Here is a 19,941-nt window from a genome sequence, read left to right as displayed (position 1 = left end):
TGATGTTAAATTTCCAAGTACATAACCGTCGAGTCGGTTAAGGAGGAGGTTTCTATGATCATCACTGGTATACAATCTGATTGGAAAGTGGAAAAAATCGAATTCGCCAGGTTAACGGGAGAACGAGCCAGAAGCGCGGGGTCTAATGGCAGGATCGGCATTCATGGCAAAAGCTGTGCAGTGGATATCGCCAGAATTACGATCGATGGACAAACTGGTTACGGCAGCTCGATTCATATAACACCGGAATGGGCCGAAGGAATAATAGGTCGCCGATTGATTGACTTATTTGATGACCGGGGCAGACTGCTCGAAGCGTATCGCTTGCAAATGGAATATCCAGTGTTAGATTGGTTAGGTCAGAGACTAGGCAAACCCGTGTATGACTTGGTGGCGGGTGACCACTTGGAAAGGGGAGTTCCACTAGTTGTCCCCTGTTATGATACCTCGCTATACTTCGACGATTTGCATCTGTCCGATGAGAAGACGGCAGTCGCGTTGATGCAAGAAGAAGCGATGCAAGGCATTGCGAAGGGCCAACGACATTTTAAGATTAAGGTTGGCCGAGGTGGACGCCATATGCCGCTCTGGGAAGGGACGAAACGAGATATCGCGATCGTACGCGGGATCTCTGAAGTGGCAGGTCCCGCAGGCAAGATCATGATCGATGCGAATAATGCATATAATTTAAACTTAACCAAAGAGGTTTTGGCGGCTTTGGCAGATGTGAACCTATATTGGCTGGAAGAAGCGTTCCACGAGGATGAAGCCTTGTACGAGGACCTGAAGGATTGGCTCCGGCAACGTGGGCAGAATGTGCTTATCGCGGATGGGGAAGGGCTTGCCTCACCGCATCTTGTTGAATGGGCGACTCGCGGCCGTGTCGATGTGCTGCAGTACGATATCATCTGGCCTGGTTTCACACATTGGATGGAATTAGGCGAGAAGTTGGATGCCCATGGTTTGCGGTCTGCGCCTCATTGTTACGGCAATGCTTATGGGATTTACGCGTCGGGACATTTGTCAGCTGCGGTGCGGAACTTCGAATTTGTGGAATATGACGACATTACCATTGAAGGAATGGATGTATCAGGCTATCGAATCGAAAACGGAGAGATTCATATTCCGGCTACGCCGGGTTTTGGAATCGCCTTCGACGATGAACTTGTAACAACCTTTATAAAGCGATCCGGATGGTCCCTTTAAAGCCTGCCTATAAGGCTAACATATTTTTTCCTTTCCATTACCATTTTGGTAACCAAGTGTTAATACGAATATCATGCATTCCTACAAGAAAAGACTTCCCAATCGGGTTAGTCTTTTCTTGGCGTTAGCAGGGTGTGTTGCACAACAACTTTTCCGAACGGGACTCTATAACTCTGTAACGTAGTCATCGGACTGGGCAAACGGTTCATCATCTTTTTCTGTTTTGATTCGGCGGGTAACCATATTTTCGTTTATACATCTTCTCGAAGTGGTTAAGTGTGTTAAAGCCAGAAGAGTAACAAACCTCCGATATGGGCAGCGCAGAGGCTTGAAGGAGCGATTGTGCAAACTCAAGGCGGGTATCGAGCAAAAACTGCTGAAACGTGATACCGGTATGCTTCCTGAAGCATTCGCTGAAATAGTTAGGCGAGAGACCAAACTCTCTGGCAACCTCTTGAAGTGTCAAGGCTTCTCGAAAATGAAGCTGCAAATACAATAATGCCTGCTGAATCCCTAAGCGATGAGAGCTAAGAGTGGCTTCTGTTTCTTCCTGTCTGTTTTTCCCGTAACGACATAAAAGAAGCAGCAAACACTCCAGCATATTTTGCACCATACGTTCCCCTACGGCATCTCCGATTTGGCTCTCATCATCTAGAATCTGAAAAAATGCTGCTGCTCTTGCGCTGTCTTTCTCCTCTGACAAATGAATGCATCTACTATCGCGAAATAAGGTGTTTCTTAAGTCTGTTTCGATCAGTGACTCTCTGAATATGAAATTATAGAGTGTCAGTGTTGAACCTGTTAATGGACGAATTTCATGAAAATCAGCCGGGGTTAAAAGAAATAATGTTCCAGGTTCGATGGGAATCTTGAGCCCATTGACCGTATTGATCCCGTGTCCGCCAGTAATGAAGCTCAATTCATAAAATTCATGCCAATGCAGAGGAACAGGGGAGTTTAATTGCTGCTTTAGTAAGCAGTATGACGTACTCGCCATATATTCTTCGATGGTCAGCCGATCCGGGTGCTCATTCACATAAGGCATTTGGTTTGTCCTCCACATCTTGCTCATTCTTTTTATATAGTTTAAGCGATTTCTTTCTTTTTCTGAAGATATGCGTACTATTTCTGAACGGAGCAGGAGACTGAAGCAACAGACGGACTTTACAATAGTGACGAGCAACCAATCACGAAAAAGGGAGACGGGTTCGAATGAAAACGCAAAGCCTTACCCAGGATGATGTGAAGTTTTATCAGGAGCAGGGGTATCTGCTTTATAAGAAACCTATTTTTTCTGCTGAGAAAATGCGTATTTTAACGGACATCTTTGAGGAACAATTAGCCATGAAAGGAAGTAAGCTGTCGGATGAGCTGGATACGCCTCATTTTAGAGATGAGCGATTGCTCGATTTCCTGCTGAGCGACGAAGTATTGGATCTCGTCGAGCCGCTGATCGGACCGAATATTGGTCTATGGTCCAGCCATTTTATTTGTAAAGATCCTGTTGTGGGTCGGGCAACGCCATGGCATGAAGATTCCGCCTACTGGGATGGACGCCTCAGTTCATTTGATAAAATTGTGACGGTATGGCTGGCCATTGACCGGAGCACAAAGGAGAATGGATGCATGCGGGTCATTCCCGGGACACATGGTAATGGTTTTTCAGAATATGAAGACATCGATACACATACCAATACATTTTCCACCCAAATCAAAAACGTTGACGAATCCCAGGCTGTATATTTTGAGCTTGAACCTGCAGAATGTTCCCTCCATGACTCAAGAATTATTCATGGAGCGACACCCAATACGAGCCCGTACCGAAGATGCGGATATACCATGCGTTACTTTTCAACGGAAGCTGAGGTTTTTCCCGACAAAAACCCCAACTTTAAAATTTGGTTGGCTAGAGGGAAAAACATTGCAGGCAGTATCTTTGTGAATGAGTAACGATAAAGGGGAATATTCAAGTGGAAATTAAAATATTTCATGCGCTTTGGGGGATGGAGGGAAGCATAGAGTCGCTCTTGGAGCGGGCTGCGGCAGAGGGGTTCGATGGAATTGAAGCCCCAATTCCTTCACCGGAACATAAACGGCATTTTCAAGAACAGCTAGACAAACATCGCTTGTCATATATCGCCCAAGTGGTAACTGCAGGTAACCATATTGATTCATTTACTGACCAAGTAGAGCGAGCTGTTGATCTTAAGCCTCTGCTCATTGTATCGCATAGCGCTAAGGATAACATGCCGTTTGCGGATCAGGTTCGTTTCTTCGAGCAGTCGATTGCGGTGGAAAAATCTGTTGGCATTCCGGTGGGTCATGAAACGCACCGCTCCCGCGCCATGTTCACCCCATGGACCACGGCTGCACTGCTGCGTGAGCTTCCGGACCTTAGAATAACAGCTGATTTTAGCCATTGGTGCTGCGTGACGGAGTCTATGCTTGAAACGTACTCGGATGATCTGAGTCTTGCATTGAAGCGTACGATTCATATTCATGCCAGAATTGGGCATGCACAGGGTCCTCAAGTCTCTCACCCGGGAGCACCGGAATATGCCAGGGAACGCGAGGCTTTCAAAACATGGTGGGCAGAGGTCATCAAAGAAAGGGCCCGTGATGGTGCCGGCTTCACGACGTTTACTCCGGAATTTGGTCCACCTGGCTATATGCCGACACTCCCTTTCTCTCGCCAGTCGCTCTCGGATCTTCGAGGTGTCAATACTTGGATGACGAATTGGATTAGGGATACATATATCCATCGTTAAAGGGTATCGATCGAATTCATCTGAGTGTATATTTTCTAGCGGCTGGCTATGCAGGGGTGATGTATTAAAAAAAGTAGACCGTTATTCCTTGTTAATGGGACGGTCTACTTTTTCTTTTGAGAAGCGTTAGGATAAACAAGATTGATTTTGATGTACACAATAAACTGTTTATTATTTACTCTGTACCACTTCTTGATATAACGTCTTCAGTTGCTTCTGGACACTTCTAAGTTCATCCTTCCCCATCAATGTAATATCGTATAGGGAACCTTGGCTAGTTAGATATCCTTCGCTCGTCAGATGATCCAGCTCTTGTTTAACTTGCTGTGGACTACATTGATAGCCGTGGCTGTTAATTTTGGGTTGGATCTCTTCAGCTGTAATTGCATTTTGATTCGCATGATATAGCAGGTGAATTCGTGTAAATGGGCTTTCGAAACCTGAATGCATGGTGAATGATCTCCTTTTCTCATCAATGGTACTCATAAATAGGTATTATTGTTTTTCTGTCCCCACATTATGCATTCGCCGCGAAAGGACATGGAATAAAACGATTGCGTCTTTCGTAATTTATATATTGAACATATTGATATGAAATGTGGTGATTCGGATGAACTCAACGGATAGAATACCTTTGTATCAGATGGTTCAAGAGTATATACGCGATTTGATAACGTCGCATGAATTGAAGGTTGGAGACCGTATACCTACGGAAAAGGAACTCATGGAGCGTTTCGGAGTCAGCAAGATTACTGTAGTTCATGCCCTGTCCGGTTTGGTTAACGAAAAAATCATAACAAGAGTGCCCGGAAAAGGGACTTTTGTAAGCGATCCTGAATATGAAATTCCGACGGTCTCTCCTAAAAGTACCGTGAAGCAAAACCATAAAACTAGCGGAGATATGCGAACGCGGTTGATCGGCCTAATTATGCCCAGCATTTATGACTATTTTACCATCAGGCTTGTACATGGTATTCAGCAAGCCCTAAATGAGAACGATTACCGATTCGTTATTTATTTATCGGAGGGCAACATTGATAAGGAAAAAGAGGCTATCCAGACCTGTAGTAAAATTGGGGTGGATGGGTTGCTGATTTTCCCGGTTGATGAGGAATTATTCAATGAGGAAATATTGAGCATGAAATTTGCGGGGTTTCCGTTCGTTCTCATCGACCGTTACCTTCCAGGGGTGGAAACTCATTATATAGCATCAGACGGTAGGCTTGGCGTTAACATGGCTGTAAATTACCTGTGGGAGCTGGGGCATCGTGATATCGCCATATGCTCCGATTCGCCCATCCAAACCGTTACCGTTCAAGAGCGGATCGATGGATATATGAATGCCTTCAAGGAAAAGGGATCACTGATTAACCCTGCCCACATCGTAACCGATTTTGAAATCGGTAGTCTTGAGCAAGCTGAAACACATCCACTGTACCGCTATATCCAAAATCGAATGGCAACGGCCTATATTACGCTAAATGGAAGTCTTGGAGTGAAAATTCATCAGATTGCGCGTCAAGCTGGATTGAAGGTGCCTGAGGACATATCCATCATCAGTTTTGACGATCCGACTTCAATCATCGAAGGATACAGCACTTTCACGCATGTTAAACAGTTCGAACGAGACATGGGCTACCGCGCGGCTTACACGCTGCTTGAGGTCATTAACAGTGATGACGGCCAACATGGAAAATACATTAAAACCCTAGTGGAGCCGGAATTGGTGATTGGCGAGACAACGGGAAAAAACGTTTTCTCCAATTCATGATAACACTCCCCGCTTATCCCTCCATATATAGGTAACCTAATAACGAGTCCGACGGTCCTTCTATTCGATCCTGACAAGGGGAGCGAGGCCAGTTGGACTCTTCTGCTAGGTCAACTACAACTTTCTCTTGTGAAATCCCCGATAATTAGTCCCGAGTATATATTGAATATGATGTATCGCCTCCTTTGGCAACAGCAGCTTCCTTTTTCATGTAACCCCATTAAAATGAAACCACCAGAAGCCTTTTTTAGACCTGAAGGTTACTTTTTATCGGAATGAGGAAATTATGGAATGATTCCTACACCATATTGAATATATTTAAACCATAAAAAATGAAACCGCTTGCAATGGAGGAGGGGGAGACAGTCGCTATATGCCTTACGAAAAAGTAAGACCGGAATCTTTAAAATCAATGTTAAGACGCATAGAGAAGTCCATTTATGTTCCACTTTCGGATTTAAACGTTACTGTCCGGGTGACATCAGAGCCGGTTCAATACGTTGAAAGGTATTCAGGGCAAAGATTAGAACTTCGTGCTGGAGATCGATGGGGGAAATTATGGGACTGCGGGTGGTTTCATTTCACGGGCAAGGTGCCCAAGGAAGCGACAGGCATGAAAGTCGTGTTGCTCATCGATGTGAACGGCGAATTATGCATCGTGGATCATGATGGCAACCCAAAACAGGGACTCACGAATATTAATTCGGAGTTTGATTACTCCCTTGGACTTCCGGGGAAACGTGTCGTACATGTTTGCGAGTCGTCAACGGGTGAGGAAACGATCGACCTTTGGGCCGATGCCGGCTGCAACGATCTATTCGGACATTTCCGGAGCGGAACACTGAAGGAAGCAGTAATCGCTATTTGCCGGGAGCAGGTTAGACAGTTGTACTATGACGCGGAAGTGCTGATTGAAACCGCCGAGAATCTGGCGCCTTGTTCTGCCCGGAAAGAGAAGATTTACCGTGCTTTATCCGATGTTTCACTGCTATTAAAGGAGCTGTCCGATCAACGGGTAGCAGAAGCGCGCCGTATTCTGGAGAAGGAACTGGCGATGTGCGGAGGCGATCCAGTGCTTACGATCAGTGCTATCGGCCATGCGCACATCGACTTAGCCTGGCTATGGCCGATCCGAGAGACGATCCGCAAAGGAGCGAGATCTTTTTCGACAGTACTTCGAATGATGGAACGTTATCCGGATTATGTATTCGGTGCGAGCCAGCCCCAATTGTACGATTGGATGAAGAAGTATTATCCGAAACTGTACTCGGAGATCAAACAAAGAATTAAGGAAGGAAGGTGGGAACCTCAAGGCGCAATGTGGGTTGAATCGGATACCAACGTGCCAGGGGGGGAATCGCTTGTTCGGCAAATCTTATACGGAAAACGATATTTTAAGCAAGAGTTCGGTCACGAAATCAAAACGTTATGGTTGCCTGACGTGTTCGGATATTCCGCTAGTTTGCCCCAAATCTTAAAGAAATCCGGAGTGAATTACATGATGACCCAGAAGCTTTCCTGGAACACGTACAACCGGCACCCTCATCATACGTTCTTTTGGGAAGGGATCGATGGCTCCAGTGTTCTCACCCATATGCCGCCAGAAGATACCTATAATAGCCCAGCCGCACCCAGGTCCATTGTGAAAGCTGAAAAGGAGTATTTAGATAAGAACATCTCCGATCGGTGTCTGATGCTGTTTGGCATCGGCGACGGAGGCGGCGGTCCGGGAGAGGAGCATCTTGAGAGGCTTAGCCGAGAAAAAAATCTGCTTGGAATAGCTCCGGTAGTACAAGAACCCTCAGAATGTTTCTTTGAAAAACTTGCCGAAAACGGCGACCACTATCAATCTTGGCGCGGGGAGCTTTATTTGGAGAAACATCAAGGAACTTTAACGAGCCAAGCGCGAAACAAGCGTTTCAATCGGAAAATGGAAAAAGCATTACGCGAGCTTGAATTTGCCTCAGTACTCGCATGGATGGCAAATGGAAAAAAATATCCCTCAGAGGAGCTTGAGCGGATTTGGAAGGAAGTGCTGCTGTACCAATTTCATGACATCCTTCCGGGATCCTCGATTAAACGGGTATATGACGAATCTTTAGAACGATACGAAACGATGCTCGAACAAGTCGAGCGAATGATTGAAGAGAGCTATACATCCGCAGCCAGATCAATGGGCTTAACCGATCGGAAAGAAAAGAGCATCGCCATATTCAATTCGCTGCCATGGGAGCGGGAAGAATGGCTAAAGTTGGACGAAGAATGGCTGAAGCTGCGCGTACCACCAATGGGCTTCGTCTCGGGGGATTCCCACATCGTTTCGATCGTAAACAAGGATGCGACATTGCCGGAGATGAAGGTATCGATTAACGAGCTAGTGGCGGAGAATGACCTTCTTAAAGTGACGTTTAGCTCGGACGGCGGAATCAGTTCCATCTGGGACAAGGAACACGAAAGTGAAGTCATCCTTCCAGGGGAAAAAGCCAATGACCTTCGCATATACCACGATGAAGGCGATGCCTGGGATTTCCCGCCCACCTACCGGCAGTCCAGTGGAATGCCGCTGATGATTGAAGGATTAGAACCTTTCGTCGACGGTCCGACTTCTGGCTTGCTGATCCGTTACCGGTTCGGCCAATCCAGCCTGTCGCAGAAAGTCGTTCTTACCGCAGGAAGTAGAAGAATTGATTTCGTAACGGAAGTTGATTGGAAGGAATCGGGTAAAATGCTCCGGACATCCTTCCCGGTGAATGTCCGTACGGATCACGCCAACTGTGAGATTCAGTTCGGATATATTAAAAGGCCGACCCACCGCAATACGATGTGGGATTATGCGAAAGACGAAATCTGCGCCCACCATTGGATCGATCTATCCGAACCGAACTACGGAGTAGCTCTGCTTAACGACTGCAAATACGGCCACCGCGCAGAGAACAACGTTCTCGACTTGAACCTGCTGCGAAGCCCGGGTTATCCGGATCCCGAGGCAGATCGCGCGAAACATACGTTCATATACTCGCTTTATCCGCATAAGGGAGACCATGTTCAAGCGGAAGTATATAAACGCGGTTATGAATTAAATGTTCCGCTTCGTACCGTCGAAACATCGAAAACCATCGGCCTTGGCTCTGATCCTAAGCTACCGGGAATGGATTCGTTCTTGAAGCTTGACCACCAGAACATCATGATCGAAACCGTGAAATTGGCGGAGGACGGCGAAGATATCATCATTAGACTATATGAAACGGCAGGAGCACGGATCCAGACGAACCTGTACACTGGCTTTCAAATGTCTGAAGCATGGCTTGCCGATTTATTGGAAAAGCGTATCGAACCACTGGATATCAAAGGACAGACACTGAGCCTTACCTTCACACCTTTCGAGATTAAGACCCTTAGATTGACCGCTCTATCCGATACGACGAAGATGTAGGAGGTGTTCGTAGAATGGTACCCAAAGGTGTTGCTATCCCTGGATTGGAACAATTAAAAAAGAACAGAAAATTAATTAGAATATGGAGTTTCAGGCATATCTATTTATTTATTCTTCCTGCTATTATATGGTTTCTGGTTTTTGCTTACTATCCGATGTACGGCATTTTAATCGCGTTCAAGGATTACAAATTCAATCTGGGGATATTGGGGAGTCCGTGGGCGGGCTTTAAATATTTCGAACAGTTTTTAAACGATTCCAGTTTTTACGATGTACTCCGGAATACATTATCCATTAGTGCCCTTAAACTTTTTTTCGGATTTCCGGCTCCGTTGATCCTAGCCTTAATGCTCAATGGAGTCATGCATAAAAAGTTCAAAAGAGTGTTTCAAACGGTTTCCTATCTACCGCACTTCGTCTCGTGGGTCGTTGTCGTTACCTTACTTCAAAAAATCCTGTCTCCGAACGTGGGGCTTATCAACGACATTCGGTACCAAATGGGTTTGGATCCTATCTTTTTTATGGGAAAGCCGGAATTATTCTACCCACTCGTCATCATTTCCGACATCTGGAAAGGTATAGGCTGGGGCTCGATCATTTATTTAGCCGCGTTAACGAATATCGATCCGCACTTGTATGAAGCTGCGGAAATCGACGGGGCAGGTCGATGGAGCAAACTATTTAAGATCACGCTTCCATGCCTGACGCCAACGATAGCCATATTGCTCATATTCTCCCTCAGCGGAATACTGAACGCGGGTTTTGATCAAATCTGGTTGATGCAGTCCCCGGCAACATTAAGCGTATCGGAGATTCTGGATACGTATGTCTTAAAAACAGGCCTCCAACAGGGGCAATTAGCATATTCCACGGCCATTGGTTTATTCAAGTCTGCGATCTCGCTGGTTCTCATTGTTGCGGTAAATAAAATATCCAAACGCGTGAGTGACGTATCGTTGTGGTAATAAGCTGGCGATGAAGATGAGGAGGTGTGTGTATGGGTATGAGAAGGCTGACGCCGGCAGATAGAATGTATGCGACGCTGAACTATTCGGTGCTGCTTTTATTCTGCGCTACGGCACTCTATCCCTTTATCTATTTTCTGGCCCTTTCTTTTAATGACGGCTACGATGCGATGAAGGGTGGAATCTACTTCTTTCCTAGAGTGTTTACATTAGAAAACTATGCTAAAGCTTTTAGCAACCCTTTGATCTTAAATTCGTTTTATATTTCCATATCCCGAACCCTTATCGTAACGGTTGGCTCCGTATTTTTAACAGCCTTATTAGCCTACGCACTTTCGCGGAAAGGTTTGCCCGGAAGGAAATATATCGTATTCTTCTTTTTCTTCACCACTTTGTTCAGCGGAGGTCTTATTCCGACTTTTATCCTGTACAGGGAATTACACATCCTGAATACGTTTTGGGTGCTGGTGTTGCCGTCCCTATACAGTTTTTTTAATGCGATCATCATGAAGACCTTCTTCGACGGGATCCCTGAAGGTCTGTCGGAATCGGCACGAATAGACGGAGCAAGTGAGCTGTCGGTATTTGCAAGAATCATACTGCCTCTTTCGATGCCGGTGCTTGCTACCATTGCCTTGTTTGTCGGGGTCGGGGTGTGGAACGACTGGTTTACCGGTCAGTTTTTCATCCAAAATGAAAAACTGCAGCCAGCGGCAACGTTCCTTAACAAGATGATCAGCGAAGCGTCTTTCCAGTCGATGACGTCGTCGTCGGGAAATAGCGGATCTGCGATTCAAAACATGACCGAGTCTCAGATGGAGCTGCGGGGTGTAACTCCGGAAGCCTTGAGGATGACCTTCGTCATTATTATTACGACCCCGATCATCTGTGTGTATCCATTTCTTCAGAAATATTTTGTAAAAGGCGTATTGGTAGGTTCTCTTAAGGAGTAGTTGGTATAAAAGGCTAAGCCTTTTATATAAAAACTTCCAATGGAAGGGGATTGCAGTATGAGGAAGAACAGGGGCAGGAGTATTCTTGGCATGGTACTAATCGCTTTACTGCTTTTAGTGACCATGACGGCATGCACGGGAACAGGAAAAGAAAAGGAAGAAGGTACGGTTGACACGGGTCCGACGAAAGAGTCAGGTACGAAAGAAATAAAGCCGGCAACCTTGACTTTCCTCAGTGCTTGGAACGGAGGCGGAGCCGGTTTCCCGCAGGACCAGAAAAATAATCCCGTAGCCCAAAAAATCAGGGAAAAAACCGGGGTCACGTTAAACCTCGAATCCATCACAACAAGCGAAGTAGAGAAACTGAATACCATCTTTGCTTCCGGTACGGTTCCGGATATAGTTAACGCACCTTTCTGGTCGACAACAGGAGGAGAAGGGCAAGTCATCAAGAAGGCGGCTATGGAAGGACAGCTTCTTGATTTAACCCCTTATCTCGATAAATACCCGAATATTAAAAGACTGGTGACTACCGGGATTGCGAAGGATTTTGACGAGTTCGATCTCAATAGTCCCGATTTTGAAGGCAAGACTTATCTCATTCCTACGGAGACCCCGGACGGAACCCCCGAGAGCATTCATAATTGGAACTACGGCCTTTTTGCCAGAGGAGATATCCTGAAAGCTTTGAATGTAAAAGCGGAGGATATTGATACGCAAGACAAACTGTATGATCTATTGGTCAAGATCAGAGATGGCGGTTTCAAAGATATTGGCGGGAAGCCGGTCATCCCGGCCGGAACGATGTGGAATGGATGGGATTACGGGCAATTCCTTGCCGGATGGTCGGATTACTCGATATCGGACTTCCGTGAAGTGGATGGAAAACTGATCCACTGGACGCAATCCAAGGATTACGAAGCTAGGTTGTTATACATGAGAAAGTTGCTAAAGGAAGGTTTGTTTGATCTTGAAGCCTTCAACAATACGAGTACAACAGCGAATGAAAAGCTCACGACGGGCAAGCTTGCCGTATTCGGAGCCCAACCGATGTTAGCTGATTTACAAAAAACGCTGTATAAGACGAATCCGGAAATGCAATATGAACTGCTCGGTCCGATGAAGAATAAGAACGGAGACATTCGAACGCAAGTAGAAAAACCCGGCCGTTCCGGTTTCCCTGTCCTTTTCTTAAGCGCGAACATCAAAGATCCCGATGCGGCATTGCGGTACATTGATTATGTCAACAGCGAAGAAGGCCGATTACTTGCCTATTTCGGGATCGAAGGAACGCACTACACCCTGGAAAACGGGGTACCGCAATGGATTCCGGATGTGAAAAAACAATTCGATGAAAACCCGGATCTGAAGAGAGACGCAGGGCTCAATTATCTACCAGGAAGGTTCATCGGGGCATTCTCCAATGATGTCACTTGGCCTACGCCCGAAGATCAAAAAACGCAGTGGCAAAAGTTGGAGGAGAGCTTCTCGGCAAAAATGCCTATCAAAATCATAGACAAAGTAAGCGCCAGCTACCTTGCAAGAGAATGGCCTAAATATCAGGAATTTATTAGTAAAACCAGCAGTTTGAATTTTGATGACGAATTTAAGAAAGCATTTTTTGCGTCGTCAGATGAAGAAGCGCTAAATATGCTTCATAGTGTTCAAGAAAAATTTAAAGCTGCCGGCGTGGATGAAATGGCGGAGTTCGTGGCTCAAAAAGCTGCGGAAAGAGATGATGTAGGGTTCTAGATAGAATGAACTAAAGAAATTTCAAATCAAAACTTTAGTTCAAATCTATATAGTGAAGAATTATGGGGTGGCGTTACTGCCATCCCAATTCACTTTCTAGCGAGTACTCAAATGCATACGATTTCATTAAATGATTACGGAGGGGAAACTCATGTTGAACGTCGCGATGTTAAGTAAGTGGCATGTGCATGCAGCTGATTACGCAAGAAGGCTACAAAATCATGGAAACGTTAAGATCACGGCCGTCTGGGACGAACAGCCTGAACGCGGAAGCGAATGGGCTGCTGGGTTGGGATCGGATTTTGAAGCGGATTTGGACACTCTGCTGAAACGGGAAGACGTCGATGGGGTCGTGGTTGATGCCCCTACAAGCATGCACGCAGACGTCATGGTAGCAGCCGCTGAGGCCGGCAAACATATCTTTACCGAGAAAGCCATGGCTCTTACCACCCAAGAATGCGACCTTGTTTCTGCTGCGGTACGCAAAGCAAGCGTCAAGTTCTGCATTTCATTTCCCGCTCGCACAAGGCCGCACCAATTGTTCGCGAAGCAGCTGATCGATGACCATGTATTGGGGGACATTACGCTTTTGCGCATTCGTAACGGCCATGATGGTGCTTTGAACAATTGGCTCCCCGATTACTGGTATGATGAGAAGCAAACAGGGGGCGGAGCCATGATGGATTTGGGCTGTCATCCGATGTACATCGCCAGTTGGCTGCTCGGTAAGCCCAAAAGAATCACATCCATGTTTCATTATTTTACCAATCGTGCAGTAGAAGATAATGCGCAGTGCTCCATTGAGTTTGTAAACAACGCGGTTGCACTTGTCGAAACTAGCCTTGTTACGTACAAAACTCCTTCCGTCCTTGAGATTTACGGTACGGAGGGCACTTTGATGGTCTCAGATGATACAGTCAGAGTCATCTCGAAGAACCTTGATTTACCTTTTTCCGGATGGATTTCACCCAATCAACTCCCTAAAGAGCAGCCGCTCCCGATCATCCAATGGGCCGATGCATTGCTTCACGACAAGCCGATGCCCTTCGGACTGGAAGAGGGGACGAAATTGACGGAGCTATTGGAAGCGGCATACACCGCTCATAAGGAAAACCGTACGGTAGAGTTCAAATAACCCGGGGGAGGGAATTCGATGAGAACCGTAAAGGTAGGGATCATCGGCTGCGGAATGATTGCGGGCGGCAAGCATATGCCGAGTTTGTCTAAGTTAGACAATGTACAGATGGTGGCCTTCTGCGACTTGAAGCCGGAAAGGGCCGAGGAAGCGGCCCAAAAATACGGCACGCCTGATGCAAAGCTGTTTACAAATTACAAGGATCTGCTTGCCATGGAAGATATTGAAGTCGTACATGTGCTCACACCGAACAGCTCTCATGCGAAGATTTCAATTGATGCTCTCGAAAGCGGCAAACATGTCATGTGCGAAAAACCGATGGCGGTCACAGGTGTGGAGGCCAAAGCGATGTACGAAGCCCACTTGCGAACAGGCAAGAAGCTAACCGTCGGGTACCAGAATCGTTCCAACGCTAGAAGCCAACTGTTAAAAAAGATGATCACCAATGGGGAACTTGGAGATATCTATTTAGCAAAAGCTGTCGCTACCCGAAGAAGAGGCGTACCTACATGGGGCGTGTTTCTGGATAAAGAGAAACAGGGGGGAGGTCCAATGATCGATATTGGAACCCACTCCCTTGATCTGATCCTATGGTTGATGGATAACTATGAGCCGGAGAGTGTGGTCGGCAGTGTTTTCCATAAATTGAAGTATACCGAAAATGCAGCGAACGAATGGGGAGCCTGGGATCCTAACGAATTCCAGGTAGAAGATTCGGCGTTCGGGTATGTGAAATTTAAAAATGGAGCTACGGTCATCATTGAGACCAGCTGGGCCCTTAACATTGCGGAAGGTGGCGGCAACCTGCTCTGCGGAACGAAGGGAGGAGCGGATTTTGCTAAAAACGAACTGCGGATCAATGGCGAGAGGGACGGGAGCTTGTTCCTGAATAAAATCGATGTGAACCCGAATGCAAGAGAACGATTCAGCGGAGAAGAAATGACCGATTTCGAATATGAAGCCAAACAATGGATTCACAGCATCGTGAACGATACCGAACCCTTGGTTAAAGCGAGGGAAGCTATGATTGTATCACAAATATTAGAAGCGGTGTATATATCCGCAGATACAGGAAAAACCGTTTATTTTGATGAGGAATAAGGACGTGAACTAAAGACCACTTTTCAGAGTTAATTTCCCCTCAAGGTAGACAGTGAAATATGAGTTCATGGTATCATGACTCCAACACTGTTGACTGGAGGGGATTTTTCTATTCTATGATATTCATCATCTTAGGAACAGTATATAGCTGAAAAGTGGAATTCAACAGCAGGGAATGTTATTTCTTGCAATAACCAGACACGCTGCCACCTATCGATGGCCAAAGTCAACTATGAAGAAAAACCGTCCATAATTTCGAATCATCCCAAAAGATCAACAAGCTGAAGCTGGTAGGCTAACGCTATAAATTCTAGTTAGGGGAGTGCATAAGCATGATGAAAAGTATGGAGCACAATAAAAACATTTGGGAAGAGAAAGTAAAGCAACGAAACCGTTGGACCGTTCCTGTATCCAGCGAAGACATTCAGCAGGCGAGGTCAGGCAATTGGAGCATTGTGGTAACATCCGTAAAACCTGTACCAAAATCATGGTTTCCTGAGCTTCATGGAAAAAAAGTGCTTTGCCTTGCTTCTGGCGGCGGACAGCAAGGTCCGATACTCGCAGCAGCAGGGGCCGATGTAACTGTATTGGATTTTTCGAAATCGCAATTGGAACAAGACACTCTGGTTGCGGAACGCGATGAATTATCGATCCGAACCGTTCTTGGCTCGATGACAGATTTGAGTATGTTTGTCGCGGATCGCTTTGATTTGATTGTACATCCGGTATCCAATTTGTATGTGCCCGATATCCAGCCGGTCTGGCAAGAAGCCTTTCGTGTATTAAAGACCGGAGGCAGCTTAATCAGCGGATTTATGAACCCTGTATTTTATTTATTTGATTGGGAACTTCAAGAGGAAGGAATCCTCCGAGTGAAACATTCCATCCCTTATTTGGAACTCGATTATTCAACAGAAGAAGAGATTGCAAAGAATGGAATACCTCTTGAATTCGGCCACACGTTGGAACAGCAATTGCAGGGTCAAATCGATGCCGGCTTTGTCATAGCTGGATTTTATGAAGACACCTTCGGAGGAGAGAAGCTCTTGGACCGCTATACAAATAGCTTTATTGCGACACGGGCCATAAAACCCAATTTATAAGACTTAGGAATGGAGGAACAAGAACCGGATTCCCTTAAGGATCCGGTTTTTCCTTTTACCAACTTGTAATAGTTTTGTAATTACGATCATTCAAACTCAATTTTTTCCGAATTTTTGATCGCATGAGTCCCTTGCCGTTTTCTTTGCGGGAGCAGTAAAAACAGCCCAAGCAGGAAGGCGAGTCCAAGAAAGGCTGCGAACAACCGAAAACCAACATTAGACGCATGAATAAGGGCATCCCTTGATTGATTCAAATCATGATTTAGGTCCCCGGACAACAACTGAGAAGCGATATCGGACTTCGCTACCCATTGAATGATGACCAAAACAAGCGCTTGGCTGATAGCACGGCACATATTGTATACCGTCCAGAACACCCCCGATGCGGGCCCTGCTTGATTTTGTGGAGCCGCTGACAGCACTGCTTTAGCAAGCGATGGCCAGGAAAGCCCAGTTGCTCCAGATATAATTAAAAGCGGAATGATCACAGCTACACTCGACAACTTGGGGCCGAGCTGCCCGAGTAATAGGATTGCAAGACCGATTAGAAACGAACCGAGCAATATCATTCTTGCTGGACCGAAACGATCCGCAAGTTTGCCTCCGAATGGAGCCGTGAACAGTTGGGGTACGGATAAAGGGATCAACATGAGCCCGGATTCCAAGGGACTGAGGTGTTGAGCACCTTGCAAATACAGCGTCAAAAGAATGGAGACAGCGAAATAACCGATGCAATAACTAGCGGAAATACCTAGCCCTAATGTGTAATCCCGATAACCGAGGAGACCTAGATCAAACAAAGGGTGTCGAACCTTTTTCTCAATGAATACGAATGCGATCCAAAGGAGAATTCCCGCTGCGAGCAATCCGAGCGTTCTACTCGATGCCCATCCCCAGGATTGCGCTTCGGACAGGACAATGAGAAGAGCGGTTAATCCTGTCCCATAGGTCAGTAAGCCTGGCCAGTCCGTCCTGGCTTTCTCCGGTTCCGCAGATTCCCTTAAAATGAGAATTCCAGCGATCAAGCCCAAGATCCCGAGTGGAACGACTGCGTAGAACATGGAGCGCCATCCAAACCCGCCGATGAGAGCCCCTCCGGCAACCGGGCCGAGGAGAGAACCGGTTACCCATGCGATGTTGTTGACACCAAGGGCCCTTCCAAGCTCATGGGGAGGAAATGTCTTCATCAGGATCGGGGTGGATGCTGCCATCGCCATAGCGGCACCTGCTCCTTGCAGCAGACGAGCGAGGATCAACACCGTGCCGGAGCCTGCCAGTCCGCAAAGAGCGGTAGCTACAGTGAATAAAGCGAATCCCCATAGAAAAACCCGTTTCGTTCCGAACATATCTGACCAACGGCTGGAAGGAAGCAGAAATACGGTACTTGTGATGTAGAACGAGGTAAGCGTCCACATTCCCGTTTCAAGCGAAAGGTGCAAATCCTCCATGAGTGGAGGGAGACCGTTGACCACAATCGTCGCATCCAGATTCGTGATAAAGGACACTAGCGTGACGACAAACAATACGGACCATTTGCCCGATTGCGTACGTTTGATCATAAAGGCACCTCATCTTTGGAATTGTTTCTGGTTTTGACTCCCACATAAAACCCTGCCCTCATATTCGTTTTTTTTCGATTAGCACCTGATAATCCGGATGTTTCAAGTCAACCGATATCATGTTACTCCTCCTTGACATCACGTTTTTTCAACCATTTCATCTTGCCTGAGACTTTGCACAATTTTAGCACTTCAGAAAATTCATGCCGCCGAAAAATGAGCATTCATTTTTAGCTGGTTGAGTTTACTAAAGAAGCTCGTGGTTGCTTTCTGGTCGGTTAGAATAGGATTAGAGATTGACTTTCTCGTAAGGTGAAGGTTTATGATTACGAAGTAACCTTTTCTTTTATTGCTTGATTTAATTAGCTACGTCTCAAAAATATGTTTTGAGAAATAAGGATAAGAATAGACGCTTAACATTAAAGGGTTATTTTTGCGAGTGGGTGAGGAGGAAAACAAATGTCGAATACTTGTGATAAATGCAATGCCGAACTTCCTCTGGGAAATACATGCGAATCGATCTTGAACGAATTTTTGGCACTTGAATTCAGCGATCCTGGCTATGGAAAGGTTCACTTTCTCACGGTTGCCTCCTACATGGTTCAACACCAAGGCTATAGCGATGAGATGTATGCCTGGGTGCAATCCGCATTACGGAAACATTTAGAGGAAGGCTACCCTACGGAATTGATTCGCCAAGATATGGCCAGAGGACCAGGAAGCACCAAGGGGATTCGAAGGCCATTGGATGCGCAACCTCTCCCCAAAATATCTTGGACCATGACGATCGCCGACGTGGCGGCGCAGATGCATGACGCCGAAAGCTATTGTAAGCTCATTAAGCAGTGGGGGCGTACCACGCTGAAAGAAATGGCACCTCTTGTTTTGAAAAATATTTAAAATTTTTAATCATGAAAAACGTTAACCCATTGTTCTATCAAATGAAAAGATCAGGTGTAAGACGAGATGAACATTTATCAATCCGTTTGCCGAAAAAAGCAAAAACAACATGGTTAACTGTAATTGATAAGGATTATCAGCTACGAGGTTGGCGCTTAAAAGAGTACTACATTTTCAGGTTAAATACGCTAATGACCAGGAAAGTTGATTATAACAAAACTTTATCTTGAATCCCCTTCAAAACATCCATATATTAATGAAATGGTGGAATTTTACATTTTATCTAATTGAGAGTTAAAGGGGAAATGAATAATGTTTGAAAAAATAGATGTGAACAGCATCATAAATATACTTATTGATGAAGGCATAATTGAAAACAATGTTATTGCAACTAATAATAAAACTGGATCTACGGATGGTGTTGTTTATTTTCTTTCAGAGCACGATGAAACAAAATACGTTCTTAAAATTGATCGTCCGCATCAAATTACTTTGACCGAACAATTTCTTGGTACTTATCAGTACGTTAAACTTTTTCCTGAAATTCTTTATACCGATCCAGCAAAAGAATATATCGTGTATACGTATATCACGGGTGCAACTCACCATAATCGTGGATTAAAAATAGATTGGATGACAATCTTAGTAAAAGAGCTTTTTAATAATTACGAAAAATATGTACAAACGGATAAATGGGGAAGGCTAGGTTCACCGATTCAGTTATGGCGTGAGTGGAACTATCGGAGTTTGGTGGATACAAGAAATGATTGGGGAAGCCTTTTATCAAATGAGGATTATAAAAGAGTAGAATCAATATTTGAGAACATTTCGAAAAATGAAGATCAAGAAGTAAGATATTTGCTGCATGGGGATACTGGCGTGCATAATTTTGTATTTCATGAAAACTCACTTGTTGGTGTTATAGACCCATCACCGATGATTGGTCCTATGCTATACGATTTTACATACGCTTTTTGCTCTTCTCCAGACGATTTGAACCTAGAGACTTTATTGGCTGCCTTTAATTTGCTTCATCATGAATCCATTGAAGAATCAAGGCTGATTGAGGAAGTAATCTTTCAACTTTATTGTCGAATTGGGATCTGTATAAAATTACATCCGCATGATTTGAAAGATTACTTGCAAGCGTGGGAATATTGGAAGTCGTTGCAATAGAATCTACGACTGCTTGCCGAAGAAGGAATGTTCTTTAATCCGACCTGGCTAAATCTAATGGAGATGGTTCATACTCACTGGCGGATGCCAAGTTTTTTAAAACGAGGAGTTAACTCCTC

At 45.4% G+C, this 19,941-nt stretch carries 16 protein-coding genes; 13 read left to right on the top strand and 3 right to left on the bottom strand.

Annotated elements, in window-relative coordinates; translation table 11 throughout:
* The first annotated feature begins 54 nt into the window (after nt 1–54).
* Entirely contained in the window at nt 55–1,206 is a 1,152-nt protein-coding gene (locus tag CJP46_RS25750; protein WP_094598498.1) for an enolase C-terminal domain-like protein, read from the top strand.
* Between the two features lie 208 nt (nt 1,207–1,414).
* Here CJP46_RS25750 and CJP46_RS25745 read toward each other — a convergent pair whose 3' ends face one another.
* Entirely contained in the window at nt 1,415–2,251 is an 837-nt protein-coding gene (locus CJP46_RS25745; RefSeq protein ID WP_179281333.1) for an AraC family transcriptional regulator, read from the bottom strand.
* 167 nt (nt 2,252–2,418) lie between these two features.
* On the opposite strand from CJP46_RS25745, the gene CJP46_RS25740 reads away from it, so the two are divergent.
* Together CJP46_RS25740 and CJP46_RS25735 are read left to right on the top strand one after the other, a co-directional pair.
* Entirely contained in the window at nt 2,419–3,156 is a 738-nt protein-coding gene (locus tag CJP46_RS25740; protein ID WP_094598496.1) for a phytanoyl-CoA dioxygenase family protein, read from the top strand.
* A gap of 20 nt (nt 3,157–3,176) precedes the next feature.
* Nucleotides 3,177–3,974 (top strand): sugar phosphate isomerase/epimerase family protein, encoded by a 798-nt coding sequence (locus tag CJP46_RS25735; protein ID WP_094598495.1) that lies wholly within the window; start codon nt 3,177–3,179, stop codon nt 3,972–3,974.
* Nucleotides 3,975–4,145: 171 nt separating this feature from the next.
* Here CJP46_RS25735 and CJP46_RS25730 read toward each other — a convergent pair whose 3' ends face one another.
* A complete protein-coding gene (locus CJP46_RS25730) occupies nt 4,146–4,424 on the bottom strand; it encodes a hypothetical protein (protein WP_094598494.1) in 279 nt (92 codons plus the stop codon).
* A 160-nt stretch (nt 4,425–4,584) separates the two neighbouring features.
* Between CJP46_RS25730 and CJP46_RS25725 the strand changes: the two genes are divergently transcribed.
* The 8 genes from CJP46_RS25725 (at nt 4,585) to CJP46_RS25690 (ending at nt 16,187) form a co-directional block, all read left to right on the top strand.
* A complete protein-coding gene (locus CJP46_RS25725) occupies nt 4,585–5,745 on the top strand; it encodes a GntR family transcriptional regulator (RefSeq protein WP_094598493.1) in 1,161 nt (386 codons plus the stop codon).
* A gap of 373 nt (nt 5,746–6,118) precedes the next feature.
* On the top strand, nt 6,119–9,178 hold the full coding sequence (locus CJP46_RS25720) for an alpha-mannosidase (RefSeq protein WP_094598492.1): 3,060 nt from the start codon (nt 6,119–6,121) through the stop codon (nt 9,176–9,178).
* A 14-nt stretch (nt 9,179–9,192) separates the two neighbouring features.
* Complete coding sequence (locus tag CJP46_RS25715) at nt 9,193–10,143, top strand: ABC transporter permease (RefSeq protein WP_094598491.1); 951 nt, start codon at nt 9,193–9,195, stop codon at nt 10,141–10,143.
* A 32-nt stretch (nt 10,144–10,175) separates the two neighbouring features.
* Nucleotides 10,176–11,096, top strand: a complete 921-nt coding sequence (locus CJP46_RS25710) for a carbohydrate ABC transporter permease (protein ID WP_094598490.1) — start codon at nt 10,176–10,178, stop codon at nt 11,094–11,096.
* A 90-nt stretch (nt 11,097–11,186) separates the two neighbouring features.
* Entirely contained in the window at nt 11,187–12,848 is a 1,662-nt protein-coding gene (locus CJP46_RS25705) for an extracellular solute-binding protein (RefSeq protein ID WP_094598489.1), read from the top strand.
* Between the two features lie 151 nt (nt 12,849–12,999).
* Nucleotides 13,000–13,983, top strand: a complete 984-nt coding sequence (locus CJP46_RS25700; protein WP_094598488.1) for a Gfo/Idh/MocA family protein — start codon at nt 13,000–13,002, stop codon at nt 13,981–13,983.
* An 18-nt stretch (nt 13,984–14,001) separates the two neighbouring features.
* Nucleotides 14,002–15,084, top strand: a complete 1,083-nt coding sequence (locus CJP46_RS25695; RefSeq protein ID WP_094598487.1) for a Gfo/Idh/MocA family protein — start codon at nt 14,002–14,004, stop codon at nt 15,082–15,084.
* Nucleotides 15,085–15,416: 332 nt separating this feature from the next.
* Nucleotides 15,417–16,187, top strand: a complete 771-nt coding sequence (locus CJP46_RS25690; RefSeq protein ID WP_256992529.1) for a class I SAM-dependent methyltransferase — start codon at nt 15,417–15,419, stop codon at nt 16,185–16,187.
* An 86-nt stretch (nt 16,188–16,273) separates the two neighbouring features.
* Here CJP46_RS25690 and CJP46_RS25685 read toward each other — a convergent pair whose 3' ends face one another.
* The gene (locus tag CJP46_RS25685) at nt 16,274–17,746 is read right to left on the bottom strand and encodes a DHA2 family efflux MFS transporter permease subunit (RefSeq protein WP_094598486.1); all 1,473 of its coding nucleotides are present in this window, start codon (nt 17,744–17,746) and stop codon (nt 16,274–16,276) included.
* A gap of 459 nt (nt 17,747–18,205) precedes the next feature.
* Between CJP46_RS25685 and CJP46_RS25680 the strand changes: the two genes are divergently transcribed.
* Complete coding sequence (locus tag CJP46_RS25680; protein WP_094598485.1) at nt 18,206–18,646, top strand: DUF5946 family protein; 441 nt, start codon at nt 18,206–18,208, stop codon at nt 18,644–18,646.
* 312 nt (nt 18,647–18,958) lie between these two features.
* Entirely contained in the window at nt 18,959–19,822 is an 864-nt protein-coding gene (locus CJP46_RS25675) for a phosphotransferase (protein ID WP_094598484.1), read from the top strand.
* Nucleotides 19,823–19,941 lie beyond the last annotated feature (119 nt).

The organism is Paenibacillus sp. XY044, assembly GCF_002257645.1.
Taxonomy (GTDB): Bacteria; Bacillota; Bacilli; order Paenibacillales; family Paenibacillaceae; genus Paenibacillus_AQ.
This window is presented reverse-complemented; position numbering and strand designations above follow the sequence as displayed.

Bases quoted from the DNA above. Each gene is read 5' to 3' on its own strand.
- CJP46_RS25750 (WP_094598498.1), top strand. From the start codon at position 55: ATGATCATCACTGGTATACAATCTGATTGGAAAGTGGAAAAAATCGAA.
- CJP46_RS25745 (WP_179281333.1), bottom strand. From the start codon at position 2,251: ATGCCTTATGTGAATGAGCACCCGGATCGGCTGACCATCGAAGAATAT.
- CJP46_RS25740 (WP_094598496.1), top strand. From the start codon at position 2,419: ATGAAAACGCAAAGCCTTACCCAGGATGATGTGAAGTTTTATCAGGAG.
- CJP46_RS25730 (WP_094598494.1), bottom strand. From the start codon at position 4,424: ATGCATTCAGGTTTCGAAAGCCCATTTACACGAATTCACCTGCTATAT.
- CJP46_RS25725 (WP_094598493.1), top strand. From the start codon at position 4,585: ATGAACTCAACGGATAGAATACCTTTGTATCAGATGGTTCAAGAGTAT.
- CJP46_RS25720 (WP_094598492.1), top strand. From the start codon at position 6,119: ATGCCTTACGAAAAAGTAAGACCGGAATCTTTAAAATCAATGTTAAGA.
- CJP46_RS25715 (WP_094598491.1), top strand. From the start codon at position 9,193: ATGGTACCCAAAGGTGTTGCTATCCCTGGATTGGAACAATTAAAAAAG.
- CJP46_RS25710 (WP_094598490.1), top strand. From the start codon at position 10,176: ATGGGTATGAGAAGGCTGACGCCGGCAGATAGAATGTATGCGACGCTG.
- CJP46_RS25705 (WP_094598489.1), top strand. From the start codon at position 11,187: ATGGTACTAATCGCTTTACTGCTTTTAGTGACCATGACGGCATGCACG.
- CJP46_RS25700 (WP_094598488.1), top strand. From the start codon at position 13,000: ATGTTGAACGTCGCGATGTTAAGTAAGTGGCATGTGCATGCAGCTGAT.
- CJP46_RS25695 (WP_094598487.1), top strand. From the start codon at position 14,002: ATGAGAACCGTAAAGGTAGGGATCATCGGCTGCGGAATGATTGCGGGC.
- CJP46_RS25690 (WP_256992529.1), top strand. From the start codon at position 15,417: ATGATGAAAAGTATGGAGCACAATAAAAACATTTGGGAAGAGAAAGTA.
- CJP46_RS25685 (WP_094598486.1), bottom strand. From the start codon at position 17,746: ATGATCAAACGTACGCAATCGGGCAAATGGTCCGTATTGTTTGTCGTC.
- CJP46_RS25680 (WP_094598485.1), top strand. From the start codon at position 18,206: ATGTCGAATACTTGTGATAAATGCAATGCCGAACTTCCTCTGGGAAAT.
- CJP46_RS25675 (WP_094598484.1), top strand. From the start codon at position 18,959: ATGTTTGAAAAAATAGATGTGAACAGCATCATAAATATACTTATTGAT.